This is a genomic window from Flexivirga oryzae (assembly GCF_014190805.1).
Classification (GTDB): Bacteria; Actinomycetota; Actinomycetes; order Actinomycetales; family Dermatophilaceae; genus Flexivirga; species Flexivirga oryzae.
Genome location: NZ_JACHVQ010000002.1, coordinates 305053 through 323718, shown reverse-complemented (window position 1 = coordinate 323718; position 18666 = coordinate 305053). Strand labels below are relative to the sequence as shown.

Genomic DNA, 18666 nt, shown 5'->3' with positions numbered 1-18666 from the left:
CCGACAGGACAACAAACTCCCGAGAGGACACGAAAAACCCCTCGGGAAGTCGCTTTCCACGGCGTGTTTCGTGTCCTGTCGGTGCGTATGTTGTCCTCTCGGTGGGTTGCTGCGGGCGTGGACCGGCGAGCGTGGTTTGGTGCGGGCGGGGCGAGCGAGGGTGCGTATGCCGGCCGGGTGTCAGCGGCGCGCCTGGTAGATGCGCCGCACCACGTCCTCGATGTCCGGTTCCTCGATGGACAGGTCACGCAACTCCGCCTGCTGACCGACGGCGGCGAGCACCGCCGCGGCCGTGGTCCGCTCGGAGTCGAAGGCGAGCCGCTGACGTGCTCCGGCGACCTCGCTGCCGAGGTGGGTCGTGTGCGGTATGCCGGTCAGATCGGGCGTGGCGTCGACGAAGTCCAGCACGAGGGTGCGGTCCGACCCGGCAGCGCGGGCCAGGCCGTCCAGGCTGCCGTCATACACCGTCGCGCCGTGGTCGACGACGAGCACTCGCTCACACAGCCGCTCGATGTCGCCCATGTCGTGGGTGGTCAGCAACAACGTGGTGCCGTGGGTCTGGCGTTCGGTGATGAGGAACTCACGCAACCGCTGCTTGGACAGCACGTCCAGGCCGATGGTCGGCTCGTCGAGGATCACCAGGCGGGGTCGGTGCAGCAGCGCGGCCGCCACCTCGGCGCGCATCCGCTGACCGAGGGAGAGTTGCCGCACCGGGGTGAGGAGGAAGTCGGTCAGTTCGAGTTGCTCGATCAGCTCGGCGGTCCGACTCCGCGCGTCCGACCCGGGCAGCCGGTGGATCGCGGCGAGGATGTCGAACGACTCGCGGACCGGCAGGTCCCACCACAGCTGGGACCGCTGCCCGAAGACGACCCCGACCTCGGCCGCGAGGCGGCGGCGATCCCGGTGCGGATCCAGCCCGCAGGTGCGGACCGATCCGCTGGTCGGCACCAGGATGCCGACCAGCATCTTGATCGTCGTCGACTTCCCGGCGCCGTTGGCACCGATGTAACCGAGCGACTCGCCGGGTGACACTCGCAGCTGGAGTTCGTCGACCGCACGCAGTGTGTTGCGCCTGAGGGCAGCAGCACCTTTGCCACGGACGCGGAATTCCCTTGTCAGTCGGTCAGTTTCGATGATCATGTCTAGGTTGTCCTCTCAAGTACTGCGCTGTCACGAGAGTCGGGGTCCCCACGAAGTATCGGAGGAGCGAAGCGGGGGAGAACTTCGTGGGGTGACTAGCCGCCCCCTCCTTGGTAGTGCCGCACACCCAGGCGCCACATCAGCAGCGCGAAACCCCAGATCCACAGCGCGGCCAGCGGGGTGCACCACGCCAGCCAGGTGGGCAGTCCGGCCGGGCCGGGCAGACCGAGCAGCCGCAGCGCCGGGACGTATGCCGACAGCGCCATCGGGAAGACGAACCCGAACAGCACCTTCAGTGGTGTCGACCAGACCGCTGCGGGCTGGGTGGCGGCATACCGGCCGCCGTACACGAAGGCATTGGTGAATTCGGCGCCCTGGATCAGGAAGAACTGCACCCCGGCGGCCCAGACGTACATCGCCGCGAAGATCGCGACCGCTGAGACGATGGTCAGGACGAGCAGGCCGACCGCGCCGACCGACCAGTGGATGTCGTTGATCGACAGGCCGATCAGCAGGGACGCCAGGGCGACGCCCGCGCGGGTGAGTCGGCGCAGCGAGATGTCGCTGGTCATCAGTTGCAGCAGGAGCGGTTGCGGACGTAGGTAGAACACGTCGAGCGTGCCGGCCCGCACGTATGTCGGCAGGGTGTCGCAGTGCCCGACGAAGAGGTCCGCCACCGCGTTGCACAGGTCCGCGATGCCGAAGACGAGCAGCACCTGCTGGAAGGTGAGGCCACCCAGCACGGTCACCTGGTGGAACAGCAGCCACACTTCGGCAAGCTCGATCAGCCCGACGAATCCGGAGCTGGCCAGGTCGAAGGCGAAGTTGCTGCGGTAGCTGCGCTGGGACCGGATCCGGGATGCCAGCACTGCACGGTAACCGGCGAATTGACTTGGTGCGCTGACAGTTTCGGCTGGATTTCTCATTCGGGGCCCCCGCGAAGTGTTCGGGGGACCGGGGCGGAGGAGAAACTTCGTGGGGTACGGATCATCCGCCCTGCACCTCCAGCTTGCGGCGGCCGGCGACGGTGAGCAGATGACCGGCGAGCAGCGTCACGGCCAGCCAGCCCAGCTGCGCGCAGACCAGCCCGTAGGACGCGGCACCGGTGACCCGGCCGGTCAGCACGTCGATCGGGTACATCATCATCGACGGGAACGGCGTCGCCTGCGCGACCACCAGCAACCAGGTCGGGAAGAGCGAGATCGGCACGTAGAGGCCGGCGAAGAAGCCCGAGATCACCATGTAGAAGATCTGGATCCCGCGCGTCTCGATCAGCCAAAAGCCAACGACGGCAACCAGGTAGACGGTCGAGAACGACACGGTGATGCCGATGAGCAGGCTCACCGCCCCCAACAGGTATGGCGCCGCCGTGCCCGGCGCCGACATACCGACCACCAGGGCGCCGATCGCCACGCTCGGCACCCCACGCGGGATCAGCGCAAAGACGGCCTTACCGGCTTCGGTTGCAACTGTTGCCAGTTGGACGTTGATCGGACGCAGGAAGTCGACCGCGACGTCCCCGGTCTTGATGCGGTCGGCGAGGTCGATGCGGCCGTTGAGGTTGATCGATCCGAGCATCCCCTGCGAGATCCAGATGTAGGCGCTCATGGCGCCGATGTCGTAACCCTGGACCGTGCCACCTGCCGCACGCACGGTGGCGAACAGCATGGCGACCTTCAGGAAGCCGAAGGTGACGTTGGCGACGAGCCCGCCGAACATCGCCAGCTGGTAAGCGGCCTGCTCCCGGAAACCGGCGACGAAGAGGCGCAGGTAGGCGCGGGCCGCACCCCCTGCACGGGCGCGGCGCAGGAGTGATGGGGATTCAAGACCGGCCGCGCGCACAAACGCAAGAACTTACCAGCCGTCCCGAGGCGCGGCAACGGGATATGTCAGTCGGTCACCGCGGCGGTCAGGCCGAGCTTGTCGAGGGCCTCGCGCACCGAGTCCTCCGGATTGTCGTGCGCGTGCACGACAACACCCGGCTCGTCCGGCTCCAGCGGCTCGAGGGTCGCCAGCTGGGACGGCAGTAACGACGGCGGCATGTAGTGGCCGGTGCGGTGGGAGAGTCGGTCGCGCAGGATCTCCTCGGGGATCTCCAGGTAGACGAACCGGATGTGCTCGCGGCCTTCGCGCAGCAGGTCCCGGTAGACGCGCCGCAGCGCCGAGCACGTCACCACTGCGCTGCGTCCGTCGCGCTCGTGCTCGTCGATCCAGGTGCCGATGGCACGCAGCCACGGCCACCGGTCCTCGTCGGTGAGCGGGGTGCCGGAGGCCATCTTGTCGACGTTGGCCTGGGAGTGGAAGTCGTCGCCCTCGGCATACAACCAGCCCATCCGCGCGGCGATCCCTTCGGCGAGAGTCGTCTTGCCGGAGCCGGAAACCCCCATCACGATGAGGAACTGGGGCCGGTCGGCGGCACTCACCGCGGGGTGCTCAGTCATGCGGTCACTCTAACCGTGCCGTGGGCTGTTTCGTCGGGCGAACGTCCGCTCATATCGGCAGGCGGAACAACTCCCGCGGCAACGGTTCCACGAGGCCGTCCTCGACCAGCGACGCGAGGCAGCGATCGCGCTGACCCTCGTCGTGCCAGACCACGTCGAGCGCCGCCCGCGGGACGGGCGCGGAGGCGTCCCGGAGCACCTGCAGCAGCTTGCCGCGCACCTGCCGGTCGGTGCCGTGCCACTTCTGCGGGGTGCGCCGTGGTCCGTCGTGCGCGGGCCGGCCGGCGAGCACCCAGGCACACTGCGCCTGCACCGGGCATTCGCCGCAGGCGGGCGTGGACGCCTTGCACACCAGGGCACCCAGCTCCATCACCGCGACGTTCCAGGTTGCTGCGTCGGCGTTGTCCCGGGGGAGCAGCTCGTTCGCCAGCCGGGTCTCCGCGGCGGTCAGGCTCGGCGCCGGGTGCTGGGCGCCGGTCACCAGCCGCGCTTCGGCCCGCCGCACGTTCACGTCGACCACGGCCGACCGGATGCCGAAGGCGAACGCGCCGACCGCCGCCGCCGTGTAGCTGCCGATGCCCGGAAGTGCTTGCAACTGCAGCAGATCCGCAGGTATGGCGCCACGGTGGTCGCGGGTGATCGCGGTGGCCGCAGCATGCAGCCGCAACGCACGCCGGGGGTAGCCGAGCCGGCCCCACTCGCGGACGGCGTCCCCAGGAGCGGCCGCGGCCAGCGCCGCCGGTGTCGGCCACAGGTCCATCCAGCGGTGCCACACCGGCTCGACCCGGGCGACCGGTGTCTGCTGGAGCATGACCTCGGAGACCAGCACCGCCCAGGGCCGGTCGACGCCCGGCCACGGCCATTCGCTGGCCGGGATGCGCCAGGGCAGGTGGCGTGCGTTGGCGGCATACCAGGTGAGGATGCGGGAGTGGAGTATCTCGACGTCGCTCATGCGGGGGTTCGGTTCAGACGTAGCGTTCGAGGATGCTGCTCTCGGCGAGACGTGACAGGCCCTCACGCACGGCGCGGGCCCGGCTCTCACCGACGCCCTCGACAGCCATCAGGTCGTCGAAGTCGGCCGCGAGCAGCTTCTGCAGGGTGCCGAAGTGGTCGACCAGCCGCTCGACGATGGTGCCGGGCAGGCGCGGCACCTTGGTGAGCAAGCGATAGCCGCGCGGGCTCACCGACAGGTCGAGCAGGTCGCCGACCACCGAGAAGCCGGCGGCGCGGGCGCCGGCGGCCAGGTCGAGCAGCTCGGTGGAGCTCATGTCGCCCAGCCGGGTGAGCGCCTCCTCGACGGTCATGTCCGCCCGGGCCGCGCCCACGTAGTCGCGCACGACCAGTTCGCGGTCGTCGGTCAGGCCGCCGACGAGCTCGTCGAGCTGCAGTGAGATGAGCCGGCCGTCGGTGCCGAGTTCGACGACGTACTCGCTGATCTCCTCGCTGATCCGGCGCACCATCTCCAGCCGTTGCAGCACGCTGGCGACGTCACGCACGGTGACCAGGTCCTCGATCTCCAGCGCGGACAGGGTGCCGGTTACCTCGTCCAGGCGGGCCTTGTAACGCTCCAGGGTCTGCAGCGCCTGGTTGGCGCGGGACATGATCGCGTTGGAGCCCTCGATCACGTGGCGCACACCTTCGACATACAACGCGATGATCTGCATGGACTGGCTGACCGAGATGACCGGGAAACCGGTCTGTTTGGCGACCCGTTCGGCCGTGCGGTGCCGGGTGCCGGACTCCTTGGTCTCGATGCTCGGGTCGGGCACCAGCTGGGTCGCGGCGCGCAGGATGCGGGTGACGTCGCTGTTGACGACGATCGCGCCGTCCATCTTGGCCAGTTCGCGCAACCGGGTGGCGGTGAACTCGATGTCGATCGGGAAGCCGCCGGATGACATGGCTTCGACGACCGAGTCGTGGCCGATGACGATCAGCGCACCCGTGCGGCCGCGCAGGATCCGCTCGAGGGCGTCACGCAGGTCGGTGCCCGGCGCGACGGCGGCGAGGGTTTCGCGGAGGACGACTTCGGGGGTGCGGGTCACGCGGTCAGTCTAAGTGGGGGCGATGACCGCGCGGACCGCAACGCGCGGCGGTCCGCCTGTCCGAAGGCTATGTGTTCGAACCGGGTCGGTGCGGTATGACGTGCCGCGTCAGCGCGCGACGCGCATCGCGATCGCCCGGGTCGCAGCGTGGACGTCGCGCACCTCGAGGACGCGCATGCCGTCGGGAGCGGTCTCGGTGCCCATCGAGCCGGCCGGCACGATGGCCCGTTTGAAACCGATCCGCGCGGCTTCGGCGAGCCGGCGCGGCACGCCGCCGACGGCACGGACGTCACCGGCCAGGCCGACCTCGCCGACCGCGAGGGTCCCGGGCGGCAGGGGACAGCCGTCCTTGGCAGACGCCAGGGCGAGCGCGATCGCGAGGTCGGCGGCCGGCTCGGACAGCTTCGCGCCGCCGACCGTCGAGACGTAGCAGTCGTCGTCGCGCAGCCGCACACCGGCGCGCCGGTCGAGCACGGCCAGGATCATCGCGGTGCGGGAACTGTCGACGCCGTTGGTGGTGCGGCGCGCCGACCCGCCGTTGCCAGGCACGAGCAGGGCCTGGACCTCGGTGACCAGCGGGCGGCGGCCCTCCAGGGTGACGGTGACGCAGGTGCCCGGGACCGGCTCGTCCATGCGGGACAGGAACAGTCCGCTCGGGTCGGGCAGCCCGGTGATGCCCATCTCGGTCAGGTCGAAGCAGCCGACCTCGTCGGTAGGGCCGTAGCGGTTCTTGATCGCGCGGACCAGCCGCAGCCGGGAGTGCCGCTCGCCCTCGAACTGCACCACGACGTCGACCAGGTGCTCCAGCACCCGCGGGCCGGCGATCGAGCCGTCCTTGGTGACGTGCCCGACCAGCAGGGTGCCGATGCCCTCGCGCTTGGCGACCTGGATGATCGCCGCCGCGACCTCGCGGACCTGGCTGACGTTGCCGGGCGCGCCGTCGACCTCGGCGGAGGCGATGGTCTGCACCGAGTCGACGATCAGCAGGTCGGGGTGCAGTTTGTCGATCTGCGCCAGCACGGTGGCCAGGTCGGTCTCGCTGGCCAGGTAGAGGTCGCGCGCGAGTGCCTCGATGCGCTCGCCGCGCAGCCGGACCTGGGCCGCCGACTCCTCGCCGCTGACGTAGAGCACGGTCTGCCCGTCGCGGGCGGAGCGCGCGGCCACGTCCAGCAGGAGCGTGGATTTGCCGATGCCGGGCTCGCCGGCCACCAGCACGACGCCGCCGGTGACCAGCCCGCCGCCGAGCACGCGGTCGAACTCGCCGACACCCGTCGGCCGGGCCTGCGCCCGGGTCGCGTCGACCTCGCCGATCGGCCGGGCGGGGCGCTCGATGGTGGTAGCCGGCGCGGTGCGCACCTGCTGCTGTCCGACCTCGGTGACGGTGCCCCACGCCTGGCACTCCCCGCAGCGGCCGACCCACTTGATCGCCTGCCACCCGCACTCGGTGCAGCGGTAGGTCGGTGCGGGTGCCTTCTTGCGGGTGCTGCTCGCCATACCCCGGACGATAGACGGCGCCTCCGACACACCCCGGCCCCACTCGCCGACAGGCCCACAAAGTCGCGAAAGGCTCAGTAATTCACGCCCGAACGAGCGGAAATGGGGGCGTATTGCTGGGCCTCTCGGCGCTAACTGGGCCTCTCGGGAGAAGGTGCGTCCCCGGGGAGGTGGACGCCGGCGAGAACCTGGGGTCGTGGACTCGGCCGGCGCCGGCGCCGGCGGGGACGTGGGGTCGTGGACTCGGCCGGCGCCGGCGGGGACGTCAGTAGCGGCGGTGGCGCACGAAGACCGCGTAGTCGACGCCGGTCCCGGGGTGCTCGGCGAGGATCCGGTCGGCCTGCCCGGGGGTGAACTCGATCCGCACCACCGCCTCGAAGTCGGGACGCGTCGCGAACTCCCACCGCATCATCACCGGCTCGGAGGTGAAACCCACCCGCCGCCAGAACCGCTCCACGCCGACCGGGTCGTATGACGGCAGCGCCTGCCGGAACCAGCCGCCGAAGGTGGACCGGGACGCGTCGTTGTCGATCACGAACGCGACGCCGCCCGGTCGCATCACCCGCTCGAGCTCGGCAAGACCCGGTTCGCAGCCGGCGCCGAAGAAGTACGCCCACCGGGCATGTGCGACGTCGATCGAATCCGGTTGCAACGGCAGGGATTCCGCGCCGCCGGACCGCACGTCGATCGTGTCGGACAGGCCGCTTTCCTGCACGCGCCGCCGCGCCATACCCACCAACGGCTCATAGGGTTCGACGCCGACGACAGACCGGGCCGAGCGCGCGAAGAACGGCAGGTGGAAGCCGCTGCCGCAGCCGATGTCGAGCACGTCGGCGCCGCCCCAGTCGCGCACCCGACGCATGGCGGCCCAGATGGCGCCGTCCGGGTCGGCGCCGCGGTTCTCGATCTCGTAGGACGTCGGGTGGTACCAGATGTTCGGCGACGGAATCGCGTCCTGCGCCGAACCCCCTTCCGTCACTGCGATTTCCGTGCGTCGTCCTCGGCCAGCAGCGTCGCCGGGTGGACGAACAGCGGCAACAGTCTCCGGCCGGCCGGGCCGGCCTCCCGCAGGGCCGTCGCCTGCAGCAGGTGCGCTTCGCAGTGGCGGGCCAGCTCGTCATACGCGTTGTCGCCCATGAGGTGCCGCAGCTCGCCTTCGTTGGACACGTAGACCGGCGAACTCCCGACGTGCGCCTCGGGATTGCCGGAGCAGTACCAGTCGAGGTCGTGGCCGCCCGGTCCCCATCCGCGCCGGTCGTACTCGCCGATGGAGATCTCCAGGTATGACGTCTCGTCCGGCAGTTCCACGGTGCGGTAGGTCCGGCGGATCGGCAGCTGCCAGCACACGTCCGGCTTCACCGTGTGCGGCGCGATCCCGGTCAGCAGCGCGTGCTGGTGCAGCGCGCAACCGGCCCCGGCCGGGAACCCCGGGCGATTGTGGAAGATGCACGCACCGTCGACGACGCGGGTCTTCCAGTCGCCGTCCTCCTTCTCCCGCCAGCCGTCCTTGGAGTGACCCTCGTCGTAGTACTGCCACTCGTCGGGCCCGAGTTCGCGCACCGCGGCCCTGACGTTCTTCAGGTCGTCCTTGTCGGAGAAGTGCGCACCGAGGGTGCAGCAGCCCACGTCCGGGGCGTCGGCGTAGATGCCCTGGCAGCCCGCGCCGAAGATGCAGGTCCAGGACGACGTCAGCCAGGTGAGGTCACACCGGAAGCGCTCCTCGGCGTCGTCCGGGTTGTCGAACTCCACCCAGGTGCGGGGGATCTCCAGTGCTGTCTCGACCACGCGCACATCGTAGGTCGCGGTGCTCCGGTCGGGTCGACGCACGGTCGTCGGATAGCGTGAACCCATGCGGCTCGGCGTGATCGACGTGGGATCCAACACTGTGCATCTCCTCGTCGTCGACGCGCACCGTGGCGCGCATCCCCTGCCTGCGATGTCCCACAAGCGCGAGTTGCGGCTGTCCGAGCACACCACCGACGACGGCTCGATCTCGGCCGAGGGCGTCGAGCAGCTGACCAGCTTCGTGCGCGAATGCCTCACCATCGCCGACGACCAGGGCTGCCAGGACCTGCTGACCTTCGCGACCAGCGCGATCCGGGAGGCGCCCAACGGGGACGCGGTCCTGGCCCAGGTCCACGACGCTACGAACGTCAAACTCGAGGTCCTGGAAGGCCCGGACGAGTCGCGGCTGACCTTCCTGGCGGTGCGGCGCTGGTTCGGCTGGTCCGCCGGCCGGCTGCTGGTGGTCGACATCGGCGGCGGGTCGCTGGAGTTCGCCGCGGGCATCGACGAGGAGCCGGACGTCGCCCTGAGTCTGCCGCTGGGTGCCGGGCGGCTGACCCGTGACCTGGCGGGTGACCCGCCCGGAGCCGCGGACCTGAAGGTGCTGCGCAAGCAGATCCGCTCCGACATCGCGCGGGTGATCCGCGAGCTGCACAAGGTCGGGGAGCCGGACCGGGTGGTCGGCACCAGCAAGACGATCCGGTCGCTCGCCAGGGTGCTCGGTGCAGCACCCCGCGCGGACGGCCCACGGGTCGAGCGGGTGCTGGAGCGGGATGCGCTGGGGGACCTGGTGCCCCGGCTGGCCGGTATGACGGCCGCGCAGCGCGCCGAGTTGCCGGGGGTGTCGGTGAGCCGTGCGCGGCAGCTGCTCGCCGGCGCGATGGTCGTGCACGGCGCCATGGAGCTGCTCGGGGTGGACCGGCTCGACCTGTGTCCCTGGGCGCTCCGTGAGGGCGTCATACTCCGGCGCCTGGACTGGCTGGACACCTGATGGCCGCGCGATTGACCCTCCCGGAGGGTCGCATCGCACTGTCCACCTCGTCGGTCTATCCGCTGGGCATCGTCGACGGTTTCGCGATGGCCGAGCGGCTCGGCTACGACGGGGTGGAGGTCATGGTGTGGACCGACCCGGTGAGCCAGGAGGCCGGGGCGCTGCGCAAGCTCATGGACCACTACGGCATCCCGATCGTCTCGATCCACGCGCCGACCTTGCTGCTGACACAACGTATTTGGGGACCGGAGCCGTGGCCCAAGGTCGACAATTCGGTGGCGCTCGCCGAGGAGGTGGGCGCGGAGACGGTCGTGGTGCACCCGCCGTTCCGCTGGCAGCGGGAGTATGCCGCCGAGTTCGTCGAGGGCATCGCCGAGCGGAACGAACGCACGGGGGTGCGCATCGCGGTGGAGAACATGTTCCCGTGGCGCGCCCGCGGCCGGGAGATGCAGGCGTACCTGCCCGGCTGGGACCCGGTGGACCTGGGCTACGAGCACGTGACGCTGGACCTGTCCCACACCGCGACCGCCGGATCCGACGCGATGGGCATGGTCGAGGCGCTCGGCGACCGGCTCGCGCACCTGCACCTCGCCGACGGTTCGGGGTCGTTCAAGGACGAGCACCTCGTCCCGGGGCGCGGACACCAGCCGTGCGCCCAGGTGCTGGAGTCGCTGGCCGGACGGGGTTACACCGGCGACGTCGTGCTGGAGGTCGGCACCCGCAAGCTGTCGCGGGCACAGCGCGAGCTCGACCTGGCCGAGGCGCTGGCGTTCGCCCGGCTGCACTTCGCGGCGCCGTTCCCGACCGGCTGAGGCCGCCGGACACGGTCGACGGCTTCCGCCATACGCTCAGGTCGTCATCGACCAAGCGGAACACCCGAAGGAGACCACTGCCGTGATCGACCCCAGCGCGGCGCTGCGACAAGGACTGCTCGGTCTGGGCCGCAGCGATTCCGTGCGGCGTGCGGTCGAGCGCACGCCGGTCAGCCGCTCGGCGCTGCTGCGCCTCGTCGCAGGGGAGGATGTCGTGGCCGGGGTCGGTGCCGCCACCGGGTTGCTGGCAACCGGGCGACTGGCGACGTTGAGCCACCTCGGTGAGGAGACCGTCGACGTCGCACAGGCGAGCCGTAACCGGGACGCCCACCTGGCGATGCTGACGGCGCTGCGGGAGGCGGGCGCGACGGACGGCGGAGCCGCCGAACTCAGCATCAAGCTCAGCGCGCTCGGCCGCGGGCTGCCCGAGGACGGCGAGAAGATCGCGCTCGACAACGCCCGGCAGATCTGCGAGGCGGCCGCTGCCGCCGGCACCACGGTCACCGTCGACATGGAGCACCGCACCGTCGTCGACGCGACGCTGGAGGTGGTGCGTGACCTGCGGGCGGACTTCCCCTGGGTCGGTGCCGTGTTGCTGGCCGACCTGCGTCGCACCGAGGCCGACTGTCGTGACCTCGCGACCCCCGGGAGCCGCGTCCGGCTGTGCAAGGGATCGGCTGTGTCGCAGCCGGGATCCGTTGCCTATCAGGGTAAACAGGAAGTGCGCCTGTCCTACGTGCGCTGCGCCAAGATCCTGCTGGAGGGTGAGGGCCACCCGATGCTGGCCACGCATGACGCGGACCTCGTCGACATCGCCCGTTCGATCGCCGACAAGGAGCTGCGGTCGCCCGAATCTTTCGAGGTGCAAATGTTTTTCGGCATCCGACCCGAGGAGCAGCTGCGTCTCGCCCGCGCCGGCGTCACGGTGCGTGTCTACGTCCCGTACGGCGATCGCTCGCGGTGGTACCGCTACGCCATGCACCGGATAGCCGAGCGCCCCGCCGACACCAGGTTCCTGTTCCGCTCCGGTACGACGAAAGGATGACTCAGATGTCCGAAACCAGTGGAGCCCCAGCAGAACCCGATGCGCGCCGGATCGCGTTCCTCGGTGTCGGCATGATGGGGGAGGCACTGCTGTCCGGGCTCGTCCGGGACGGCCGGGTGCTGCGGTTCGTCGTCTCCGACCGGGACGAGGAGCGTGCCGCGCAGATCGCCGAGAAGTATGGCGCCACAGCCGCACCCGCGGCCGAGGCGGTCGCGGCCGCCGACACCGTCCTGCTGGCGGTGAAGCCGCAGAGCATGGCCGAGCTGCTCGACGAGATCGGCGCCCACCTGCGGCCCGGCGCTCTGGTGGTGTCCATCGCCGCCGGCATCACCGCGGCATACCTGGAACAGCGGCTGCCGGAGGGCACCGCCGTGGTCCGCGCCATGCCCAACACCCCGGCCCTGGTCGGTGAGGGGATCACCGCGGTCAGCGCCGGCACCCACGCGTCGCACGGCGACGTGCAGCAGGCCCAGGAGTTGATGCGCACCTGCGGCAAGGTCGTCGCCGTCCCGGAGAGCCAGCTCGATGCGGTCACCGCGGTCAGCGGCAGCGGCCCGGCATACGTCTTCTACGTGGTGGACGCGATGGTCGAGGCGGGTGTGCTGCTCGGCCTGCCACGGACGACCGCGACCGAGCTCGCCGTCCAGACCATGTATGGCGCGGCGACCATGCTGGCCGAGACGCAGGACCACCCCGTGCTGTTGCGCGAGCGGGTGTCCAGCCCCGGAGGCACCACGGTCGCGGCGCTGCGGCAACTGGACGACCACGGTGTCCGCGCGGCGTTCCTGACCGCGATGGAAGCCGCGGCACGACGCTCCGCGGAACTGGCGTCCGGGCAGTTGTGAAGCCGATCGTTTTTCCGTCGGCAGCTGCGAGTTCACCGCACCTGATGACCACGGCGCATCGATACATGCGAGAGTTGTGCCCATGACTGACATCACGGTGCGCGCCCTCGGGGAAGAGGAATGGCAGGTTTACCGCGACGTTCGACTGGCTGCTCTGCGTGAATCACCCGACGCCTTTGCTGCGACGGCGGCGCAGGAGGAGGCCTTCGACGAAGAACTCTGGCAGGCCCGGGTGAAGCGTTCCCGTCGGCTGGTGGCCCAGGACGGCGACCAGATCGTCGGCGTCGTCTCCGTCGGGCGGGTCCCGGAGGGCGACGACAAGGTCAGCGAGCTGTTCGGCCTGTGGGTCAGCCCCGACCTGCGCGGCAAGGGTGTCGCCTGGAAGCTGGTGGACGCCGGTGTGCGGCAGGCCCGCGAGGACCGCTACGGCTTCGTCCTCTACTGGGTCGGCACCGACAACGGCCGTGCCGTCGCGTTCGCGTCCAGTTACGGCTTCCGGCCGACCGATGGCCGCCGCGCGATGCACAACTCGACCGAGGACGACCCCGAGGACGAGATGGCGATGATCTACCCGCTCGGGGACGACCCGGGCGCGGTGCCGAGCTCGGTTCTCTGATCGGCTGACGCTGGTGGCCGCCGACGCACCCCGCGTGCGAGTCGTGTGGGGCGAGGCCCTGACCGGTTACAACTTCGGTCCCCAGCACCCGATGAACCCGATCCGGCTCGACCTGACGGCCCGATTGTGCCGGGAACTCGGCGTTTTCGATGTTCCCGGCGTGCAGGTCGTGGAGCCGTCCATGCCGGATGACGTCGACGACTTCCTGTCCTGGGTGCACACCGCCGACTACGTCGACGCGGTGCGTGCCGCCTCGGCGGATCCGGCTTCGGCCGACACGGCATACGGGCTCGGGACGGAGGACGACCCCGCGTTCGAGGGCATGCACGACGTGTCGGCGCTGATCGCGGGCTCGACGGTCGGGCTCGCGCAGGACCTGTGGCGTGACGAGATCGACCACGGCGTCAATTTCTGCGGCGGCCTGCATCACGCGATGCCGGGCAGCGCGTCCGGGTTCTGCATCTACAACGACGCGGCGCTGGGCATCCAGTGGCTGCTGGACAACGGGGCCGAGCGGATCGTCTACGTCGACGTGGACGTGCATCACGGCGACGGCGTCGAACGTGTCTTCTGGAACGACCCCCGCGTGCTCACGATCTCCATCCACGAGACCGGGCGGGTCCTGTTCCCCGGCACCGGTTTCCCGGGTGACATCGGCGGCCCGGACGCGGAGGGGACCGCGGTCAACATCGCGCTGCCGCCCGGCACCCGGGACGGCGCGTGGCTGCGCGCCCTGCACGCGGTCGTACCACCACTGGTGCGGCAGTTCCGGCCGCAGGTGCTGGTGACCCAGCAGGGCTGCGACTCCCACTACGCCGACCCCCTCGCGCACATGGCGCTGTCGGTCGACGCGCAACGCACCGCCTACGCAGCGTTGCACGATCTGGCGCACGAGGTGACCGGGGGCAAGTGGCTGGCGCTCGGCGGCGGGGGTTACGAGCTGATCGACGTCGTGCCGCGCGCCTGGACCCACCTGACCGCGATCGCCGCGCACCGGCCGATCGACCTGGACACGGAACTGCCCGCCGTATGGCGAGAGCACGTGCAACGCACCTTCGACCGGCCGGGTCCGCCGCGGATGGGCGACGGGCAGGCCGAGAACGGTCATGTCTGGTGGCGTTCCTGGGAGTCGGGTGTCGACCCCGACGACGCCATCGACCAGTCGGTGCTGGCCACCCGGACCGCGGTCTTCCCCCTGCACGGACTGGACGTCTGGTTCGACTGACGGTGCTCTGGGGTGGCCCGGCCTGGCGCGCGTCGGAGTCCCCACTGGGGCGACCTCGGGGCGTGCCGGAGTCCCCCAGTGTCGACATATGCGCGGGTATGGCGTCCGGAGCGTGCCGGAGTCTCCACTGGGGTGACGTATGCGCGGGTATGGCGTCCGGAGCGTGCCGGAGTCTCCACTGGGGCGACGTATGCCCGGTTTTGCGGCCGGCGGCGTGCGGGAGTCCCCCCGGTGTCGACATATGCGCGGGTATGGCGGCCGGCGGCGTGCGGGAGTCCCCCCGGTGTCGACATATGCGCGGGTATGGCGTCCGAGGCTGTGCCGGAGTCCCCACTGGGGTGACGTATGCGCGGGTATGGCGTCCGGAGCGTGCCGGAGTCCCCCCGGTGTCGACCTACGCGCGGGTATGCGGCCCGGGGCGTGCCGGAGTCCCCACTGGGGCGACGTATGCCCGGTTTTGCGGCCGGCGGCGCACCGGAGTCCCCACTGGGGCGACCAACGCCCGCCCGCGACGCCCCACAGGCCCCGAACCCCAGGAAAATCTGGTCCCACCCGCACCGCCCGGAACATGCGGCACAGCGCGCCATACGCAACATTTTTCTCACCCGTATCGGCGTGTCAGGTGGACATTTCATCGTCTCGGACTTTCCAGACAGCGCCTCGACCCCCTAAAGTTGCCCAGCAGTACACCTGTGTCGACCGGTTCCAGCCGGCCGCAGGGGGTGAAACCGTCGTGGGAGAAGGGTTGGCACAAGCCATGGCCGAAGAGCGTCAGCCAGGCGACGTCACATTTATGACCGTCGCCGAGGTAGCCGCCATCATGCGGGTGTCGAAGATGACGGTTTACCGGTTGGTGCACTCCGGTGAGCTGCCGGCGGTGCGCGTCGGGCGGTCCTTCCGGGTCCGTGAGGACGCCGTCACCGAATACCTCAGCCAGTCCTACATGGGCACTGCCTGACCGAGAGGGGAGGGCCCGCGGCCGACTCGATTCGTCGGCCGTCGGGGCAATGGCGTAGCCTTGGACGTCGATCGTGTCCCACCTCCGGGCGGGGTCAACGTCAAGGCTTCGCGTGCCGGATGGGGCGCAGCCCACCGGTTCCACATCAGCGATTTTCAGGAAGAGCGTACGCATGGGTTCAGTCGTCAAGAAGCGCCGTAAGCGGATGGCCAAGAAGAAGCACCGCAAGCTGCTTCGCAAGACGCGTCACCAGCGCCGCAACAAGAAGTAAGGCGCGACGACCGCTACGAGCCCCGGACCGCAGGATCGCGGCACCGGGGCTTCGTCATACCCCTGAGCGGGGTGATTAGGATCGTGCTGCAGGTGAATCGGCGTCGAGGAGGGCATGTGGGTCGGGTTGTCCTGGTCACCGGTGTGTCCCGGCTGGTCGGTGGTATGACGTGCCGCGCGCTCGCCGCGGACCCCACCCTCGACCGGGTGATCGCGGTCGACACGGTGCCGCCGCTGCACAGTCTGGGTCGCGCCGACTTCATCCGGGCCGACATCCGCAACCCGATCATGGGCAAGATCCTGGCCCAGGAGAAGGTCGACACCGTCCTGCACCTGGGCGTGATCATGACCCCCAAGCAGGCCGGCGGACGCACCCTGCAGAAGGAGATCAACGTCATCGGCACCATGCAGCTGCTCGCTGCGTGCCAGAAGGCCGACTCCGTGCAGCGGTTGATCGTGAAGTCCTCGTCGGCCATCTACGGCTCCTCCCCGCGCGACCCGGCGATGTTCACCGAGGACATGAGTGCCCGCCGCAACCCGACCGGCGGCTTCGGCCGGGACTCGGTCGAGGTCGAGACCTACGTGCGCGGGCTGGCCCGCCGTCGCCCCGACATCGACGTCACCCTGATGCGGATGGCGAACCTCGTCGGCCCCGGCCTGCGCACGACGTTCTCGGAGTACTTCTCGCTGCCGGTGCTGCCCGTCCCGCTCGGGTATGACGGACGCTTCCAGGTCCTGCACATCGACGACGCCGTCGCGGTGCTGCAGCGCGCCGCGCACGCCGAGGGCCTGTCCGGCACCGTCAACGTTGCCTGCCCCGGCCTGCTGACGGTGCGGCAGGCTGCCCGGATCGCCGGCAAACCGGTGCTGCGGGTGCTTCCGAAGACCGGCGGCCTGATGCAACAGCTGAGTGGGTTGCTCGGCGGCGCGGGATCGTTCGACGCCGAGCAGATGCAGTTCCTGCAGTTCGGCCGCGGCATGGACACCACCCGGATGCGCGAGCTGCTCGGTTTCGAGCCGGAGCACACCACCCGCGATGCGTTCCGGGAGATCTTCGGGGCCGCCCGTTCGGCCACCGCCAACCTGGGAGAAGCACGTGTCTGAGGAGCAGCCGACCGGCACCGGCGAGACCGGCGGCACGACACGCAAGCGGACCGCTGCCAAGTCCGCACCGGCCAAGAAGGCCGCTGCAGCCCGGAAGGCCCCGGCCGCGAAGTCGACGACCCAGAAGACCCCCGCTGCGAAGTCTGCGGCGAAGAAGGCCACCAAGAAGGCCACCACCAAGAAGGCCACCGCGAAGAAGCCCGCGCCGAAGAAGGCCGCGGCCACGAAGGCACCCGAGCAGCCCCCCACCGCGACGCCGGAGCGCCGTACGCCGGAGCGCCGTACGACGGCCGAGGCACCGACAACCCCGGCGGGACGCCCCTCCCGCCGCAGCATCGGCGCGGCGGCACGACACAGTGCGGGTCGCCGCCCGGACCGACCGGCGTATGACGCGGCGACCTCGCCGTTGCGGGTGGTGCCCGACCCGCCGGAGGCCCCGGAGCAGAACACCGCAACACCCGCGCTGCGGCCGGGCGACTTCGAGGGCCTGGTCAACCTGCTGATCGAGGCGCTGCGCAAGGCGGGTTCGATGGTCGGCATCGAGGGCGAGGACCTCGAGCAGCGGATCGCCGCGGCGCTGGCGTTCGTGCGTCGCCGGCTGACCGGCGACTACGAGATCGACGACTTCGGGTTCGACCCCGAGTTCACCGAGAAGGTCTGGCTGCCGATCCTGCGCCCGCTCTACAAGCGCTGGTTCCGTGTCGAGGTGCGTGGCGTCGAGAACATCCCGGACGACGGGCCGGCGCTGGTCGTGGCCAACCACTCCGGCACGCTGCCGGTCGACGGGCTGATGACCCAGGTCGCCATTCACGACGAACACCCCAGGCACCGGCACGTGCGCATGCTCGGTGCCGACCTGGTCTTCGAGTCGCCGCTGATCGGTGAGTTCAGCCGCAAGGCGGGCACCACGTTGGCATCCAACCCGGACATCGAGCGGCTGTTCGCCCAGCGTGAGCTGGTCGCCGTCTTCCCCGAGGGGTTCAAGGGCGTCGGCAAGCCGTTCGCCGAGCGTTACAAGCTGCAGCGTTTCGGGCGCGGCGGGTTCGTCGCGGCTGCGCTGCGCGCCGAGGTCCCGATCATCCCGTGCTCGATCGTCGGCGCGGAGGAGATCTTCCCGATGATCGGCAACCTCAAGGGCCTGGCCCGGTTGCTCGGCTTCCCCTACTTCCCGATCACCCCGCTGTTCCCGCTGTTCGGGCTGGCCGGGCTGATCCCGTTGCCCAGCAAGTGGATCATCGAGTTCGGCGAGCCGATCGCGACGGACTCCTACGGTGCGGCCGCCGCCGACGACCCGATGCTGGTCTTCGACCTCACCGACCAGGTCCGCGAAACGATCCAGCAGTCGCTCTATTCGCTGTTGCTGCAACGTCGTTCGGTCTTCTTCTAGGTATGACGACCCCGCGCATCACCCTCATCGGCAAGCCCGACTGCCACCTGTGCGACCAGGCGCGTGCGGTGATCGAGCGGGTCTGCGCGGACACCGGGGAGAGCTTCACCGAGCGCAACATCCTGGAGGAGCCCGAGCTGCTCGCGACATACGCCGAACAGATCCCGGTGACCCTGGTCGACGGCAAGCAGCACGACTACTGGCGGGTCGACGAGCAGCGGCTGCGCAAGGCGCTCGCCCGGCGCGGGATCTTCGGCAAACGCTGACCCCACCATGCCGACAGGCTCAGCAACGCACCGAGGGGCCCAGAAAACCGCCCATGCACGGCCTCGGAGTCGCGAATTTACGTGTCCTGTCGGTCGTTTGTGAGCCTCTCGGCGAAATGGGTGCGGGGGACCTGCGGGACGGGCGGCGCGAACGGCTACTCGACGGTAGATGACGACCGGGTGCGGTCCGGCGCCGCGGCTGCCCGAACACGGCCGAAATCGTTGTGCCGTGCGGAGTTCCGCTA

General features: G+C 70.0%; 20 protein-coding genes. 11 read left to right on the top strand and 9 right to left on the bottom strand.

The features are described from left to right. Nucleotides 1-180: 180 nt before the first annotated feature. From FHU39_RS14525 to FHU39_RS14485, 9 genes are all read right to left on the bottom strand, one after another. A complete protein-coding gene (locus FHU39_RS14525) occupies nucleotides 181-1140 on the bottom strand; it encodes an ABC transporter ATP-binding protein (RefSeq protein ID WP_183321315.1) in 960 nt (319 codons plus the stop codon). Between the two features lie 95 nt (nucleotides 1141-1235). Then, complete coding sequence (locus FHU39_RS14520; protein WP_343065908.1) at nucleotides 1236-2009, bottom strand: ABC transporter permease; 774 nt, start codon at nucleotides 2007-2009, stop codon at nucleotides 1236-1238. 118 nt (nucleotides 2010-2127) lie between these two features. Beyond that, entirely contained in the window at nucleotides 2128-2982 is an 855-nt protein-coding gene (locus FHU39_RS14515) for an ABC transporter permease (RefSeq protein ID WP_343065907.1), read from the bottom strand. A 47-nt stretch (nucleotides 2983-3029) separates the two neighbouring features. Then, a complete protein-coding gene (locus FHU39_RS14510; protein ID WP_183321313.1) occupies nucleotides 3030-3581 on the bottom strand; it encodes a gluconokinase in 552 nt (183 codons plus the stop codon). 49 nt (nucleotides 3582-3630) lie between these two features. Then, nucleotides 3631-4533 (bottom strand): HhH-GPD family protein, encoded by a 903-nt coding sequence (locus FHU39_RS14505; protein ID WP_183321312.1) that lies wholly within the window; start codon nucleotides 4531-4533, stop codon nucleotides 3631-3633. Nucleotides 4534-4546: 13 nt separating this feature from the next. Then, the gene (gene disA, locus FHU39_RS14500) at nucleotides 4547-5623 is read right to left on the bottom strand and encodes a DNA integrity scanning diadenylate cyclase DisA (RefSeq protein WP_183321311.1); all 1077 of its coding nucleotides are present in this window, start codon (nucleotides 5621-5623) and stop codon (nucleotides 4547-4549) included. Between the two features lie 108 nt (nucleotides 5624-5731). Next, nucleotides 5732-7117: a DNA repair protein RadA gene (gene radA / locus FHU39_RS14495; RefSeq protein WP_183321310.1), complete on the bottom strand. Its 1386-nt coding sequence runs from the start codon at nucleotides 7115-7117 to the stop codon at nucleotides 5732-5734. Between the two features lie 265 nt (nucleotides 7118-7382). Next, on the bottom strand, nucleotides 7383-8096 hold the full coding sequence (locus tag FHU39_RS14490; protein ID WP_343065906.1) for a class I SAM-dependent methyltransferase: 714 nt from the start codon (nucleotides 8094-8096) through the stop codon (nucleotides 7383-7385). Further along, the gene (locus tag FHU39_RS14485; RefSeq protein WP_183321309.1) at nucleotides 8093-8902 is read right to left on the bottom strand and encodes a DUF3109 family protein; all 810 of its coding nucleotides are present in this window, start codon (nucleotides 8900-8902) and stop codon (nucleotides 8093-8095) included. The genes FHU39_RS14490 and FHU39_RS14485 overlap by 4 nt, the downstream gene beginning before the upstream one ends. 64 nt (nucleotides 8903-8966) lie before the next feature. On the opposite strand from FHU39_RS14485, the gene FHU39_RS14480 reads away from it, so the two are divergent. The 11 genes from FHU39_RS14480 (at nucleotide 8967) to FHU39_RS14430 (ending at nucleotide 18421) form a co-directional block, all read left to right on the top strand. Then, complete coding sequence (locus FHU39_RS14480; protein WP_183321308.1) at nucleotides 8967-9893, top strand: Ppx/GppA family phosphatase; 927 nt, start codon at nucleotides 8967-8969, stop codon at nucleotides 9891-9893. Then, nucleotides 9893-10705 carry a sugar phosphate isomerase/epimerase family protein gene (locus FHU39_RS14475; RefSeq protein WP_183321307.1) on the top strand — a complete coding sequence of 271 codons (813 nt, stop codon included), beginning with the start codon at nucleotides 9893-9895 and terminating at the stop codon, nucleotides 10703-10705. Before FHU39_RS14480 ends, FHU39_RS14475 begins: the two co-directional genes overlap by 1 nt. 82 nt (nucleotides 10706-10787) lie before the next feature. Beyond that, the gene (locus FHU39_RS14470; RefSeq protein WP_343065905.1) at nucleotides 10788-11750 is read left to right on the top strand and encodes a proline dehydrogenase family protein; all 963 of its coding nucleotides are present in this window, start codon (nucleotides 10788-10790) and stop codon (nucleotides 11748-11750) included. Between the two features lie 5 nt (nucleotides 11751-11755). Beyond that, nucleotides 11756-12595 (top strand): pyrroline-5-carboxylate reductase, encoded by an 840-nt coding sequence (gene proC, locus FHU39_RS14465; protein WP_183321306.1) that lies wholly within the window; start codon nucleotides 11756-11758, stop codon nucleotides 12593-12595. 82 nt (nucleotides 12596-12677) lie between these two features. Next, entirely contained in the window at nucleotides 12678-13211 is a 534-nt protein-coding gene (locus FHU39_RS14460; protein WP_183321305.1) for a GNAT family N-acetyltransferase, read from the top strand. Nucleotides 13212-13302: 91 nt separating this feature from the next. Then, nucleotides 13303-14436, top strand: coding sequence for an acetoin utilization protein AcuC (locus FHU39_RS14455; protein WP_183321756.1), 1134 nt, complete (start codon nucleotides 13303-13305; stop codon nucleotides 14434-14436). A 757-nt stretch (nucleotides 14437-15193) separates the two neighbouring features. After that, nucleotides 15194-15394: a helix-turn-helix domain-containing protein gene (locus tag FHU39_RS14450; protein ID WP_183321304.1), complete on the top strand. Its 201-nt coding sequence runs from the start codon at nucleotides 15194-15196 to the stop codon at nucleotides 15392-15394. Between the two features lie 172 nt (nucleotides 15395-15566). Next, nucleotides 15567-15665, top strand: coding sequence for a 30S ribosomal protein bS22 (locus tag FHU39_RS14445; RefSeq protein WP_082775156.1), 99 nt, complete (start codon nucleotides 15567-15569; stop codon nucleotides 15663-15665). Between the two features lie 116 nt (nucleotides 15666-15781). Further along, a complete protein-coding gene (locus FHU39_RS14440; RefSeq protein ID WP_183321303.1) occupies nucleotides 15782-16768 on the top strand; it encodes an NAD-dependent epimerase/dehydratase family protein in 987 nt (328 codons plus the stop codon). Continuing rightward, nucleotides 16761-18155, top strand: coding sequence for a lysophospholipid acyltransferase family protein (locus FHU39_RS25000; protein WP_343065904.1), 1395 nt, complete (start codon nucleotides 16761-16763; stop codon nucleotides 18153-18155). The genes FHU39_RS14440 and FHU39_RS25000 overlap by 8 nt, the downstream gene beginning before the upstream one ends. Before the next feature lie 2 nt (nucleotides 18156-18157). Continuing rightward, nucleotides 18158-18421, top strand: a complete 264-nt coding sequence (locus FHU39_RS14430; RefSeq protein ID WP_183321301.1) for a glutaredoxin family protein — start codon at nucleotides 18158-18160, stop codon at nucleotides 18419-18421. Nucleotides 18422-18666: the final 245 nt, after the last annotated feature.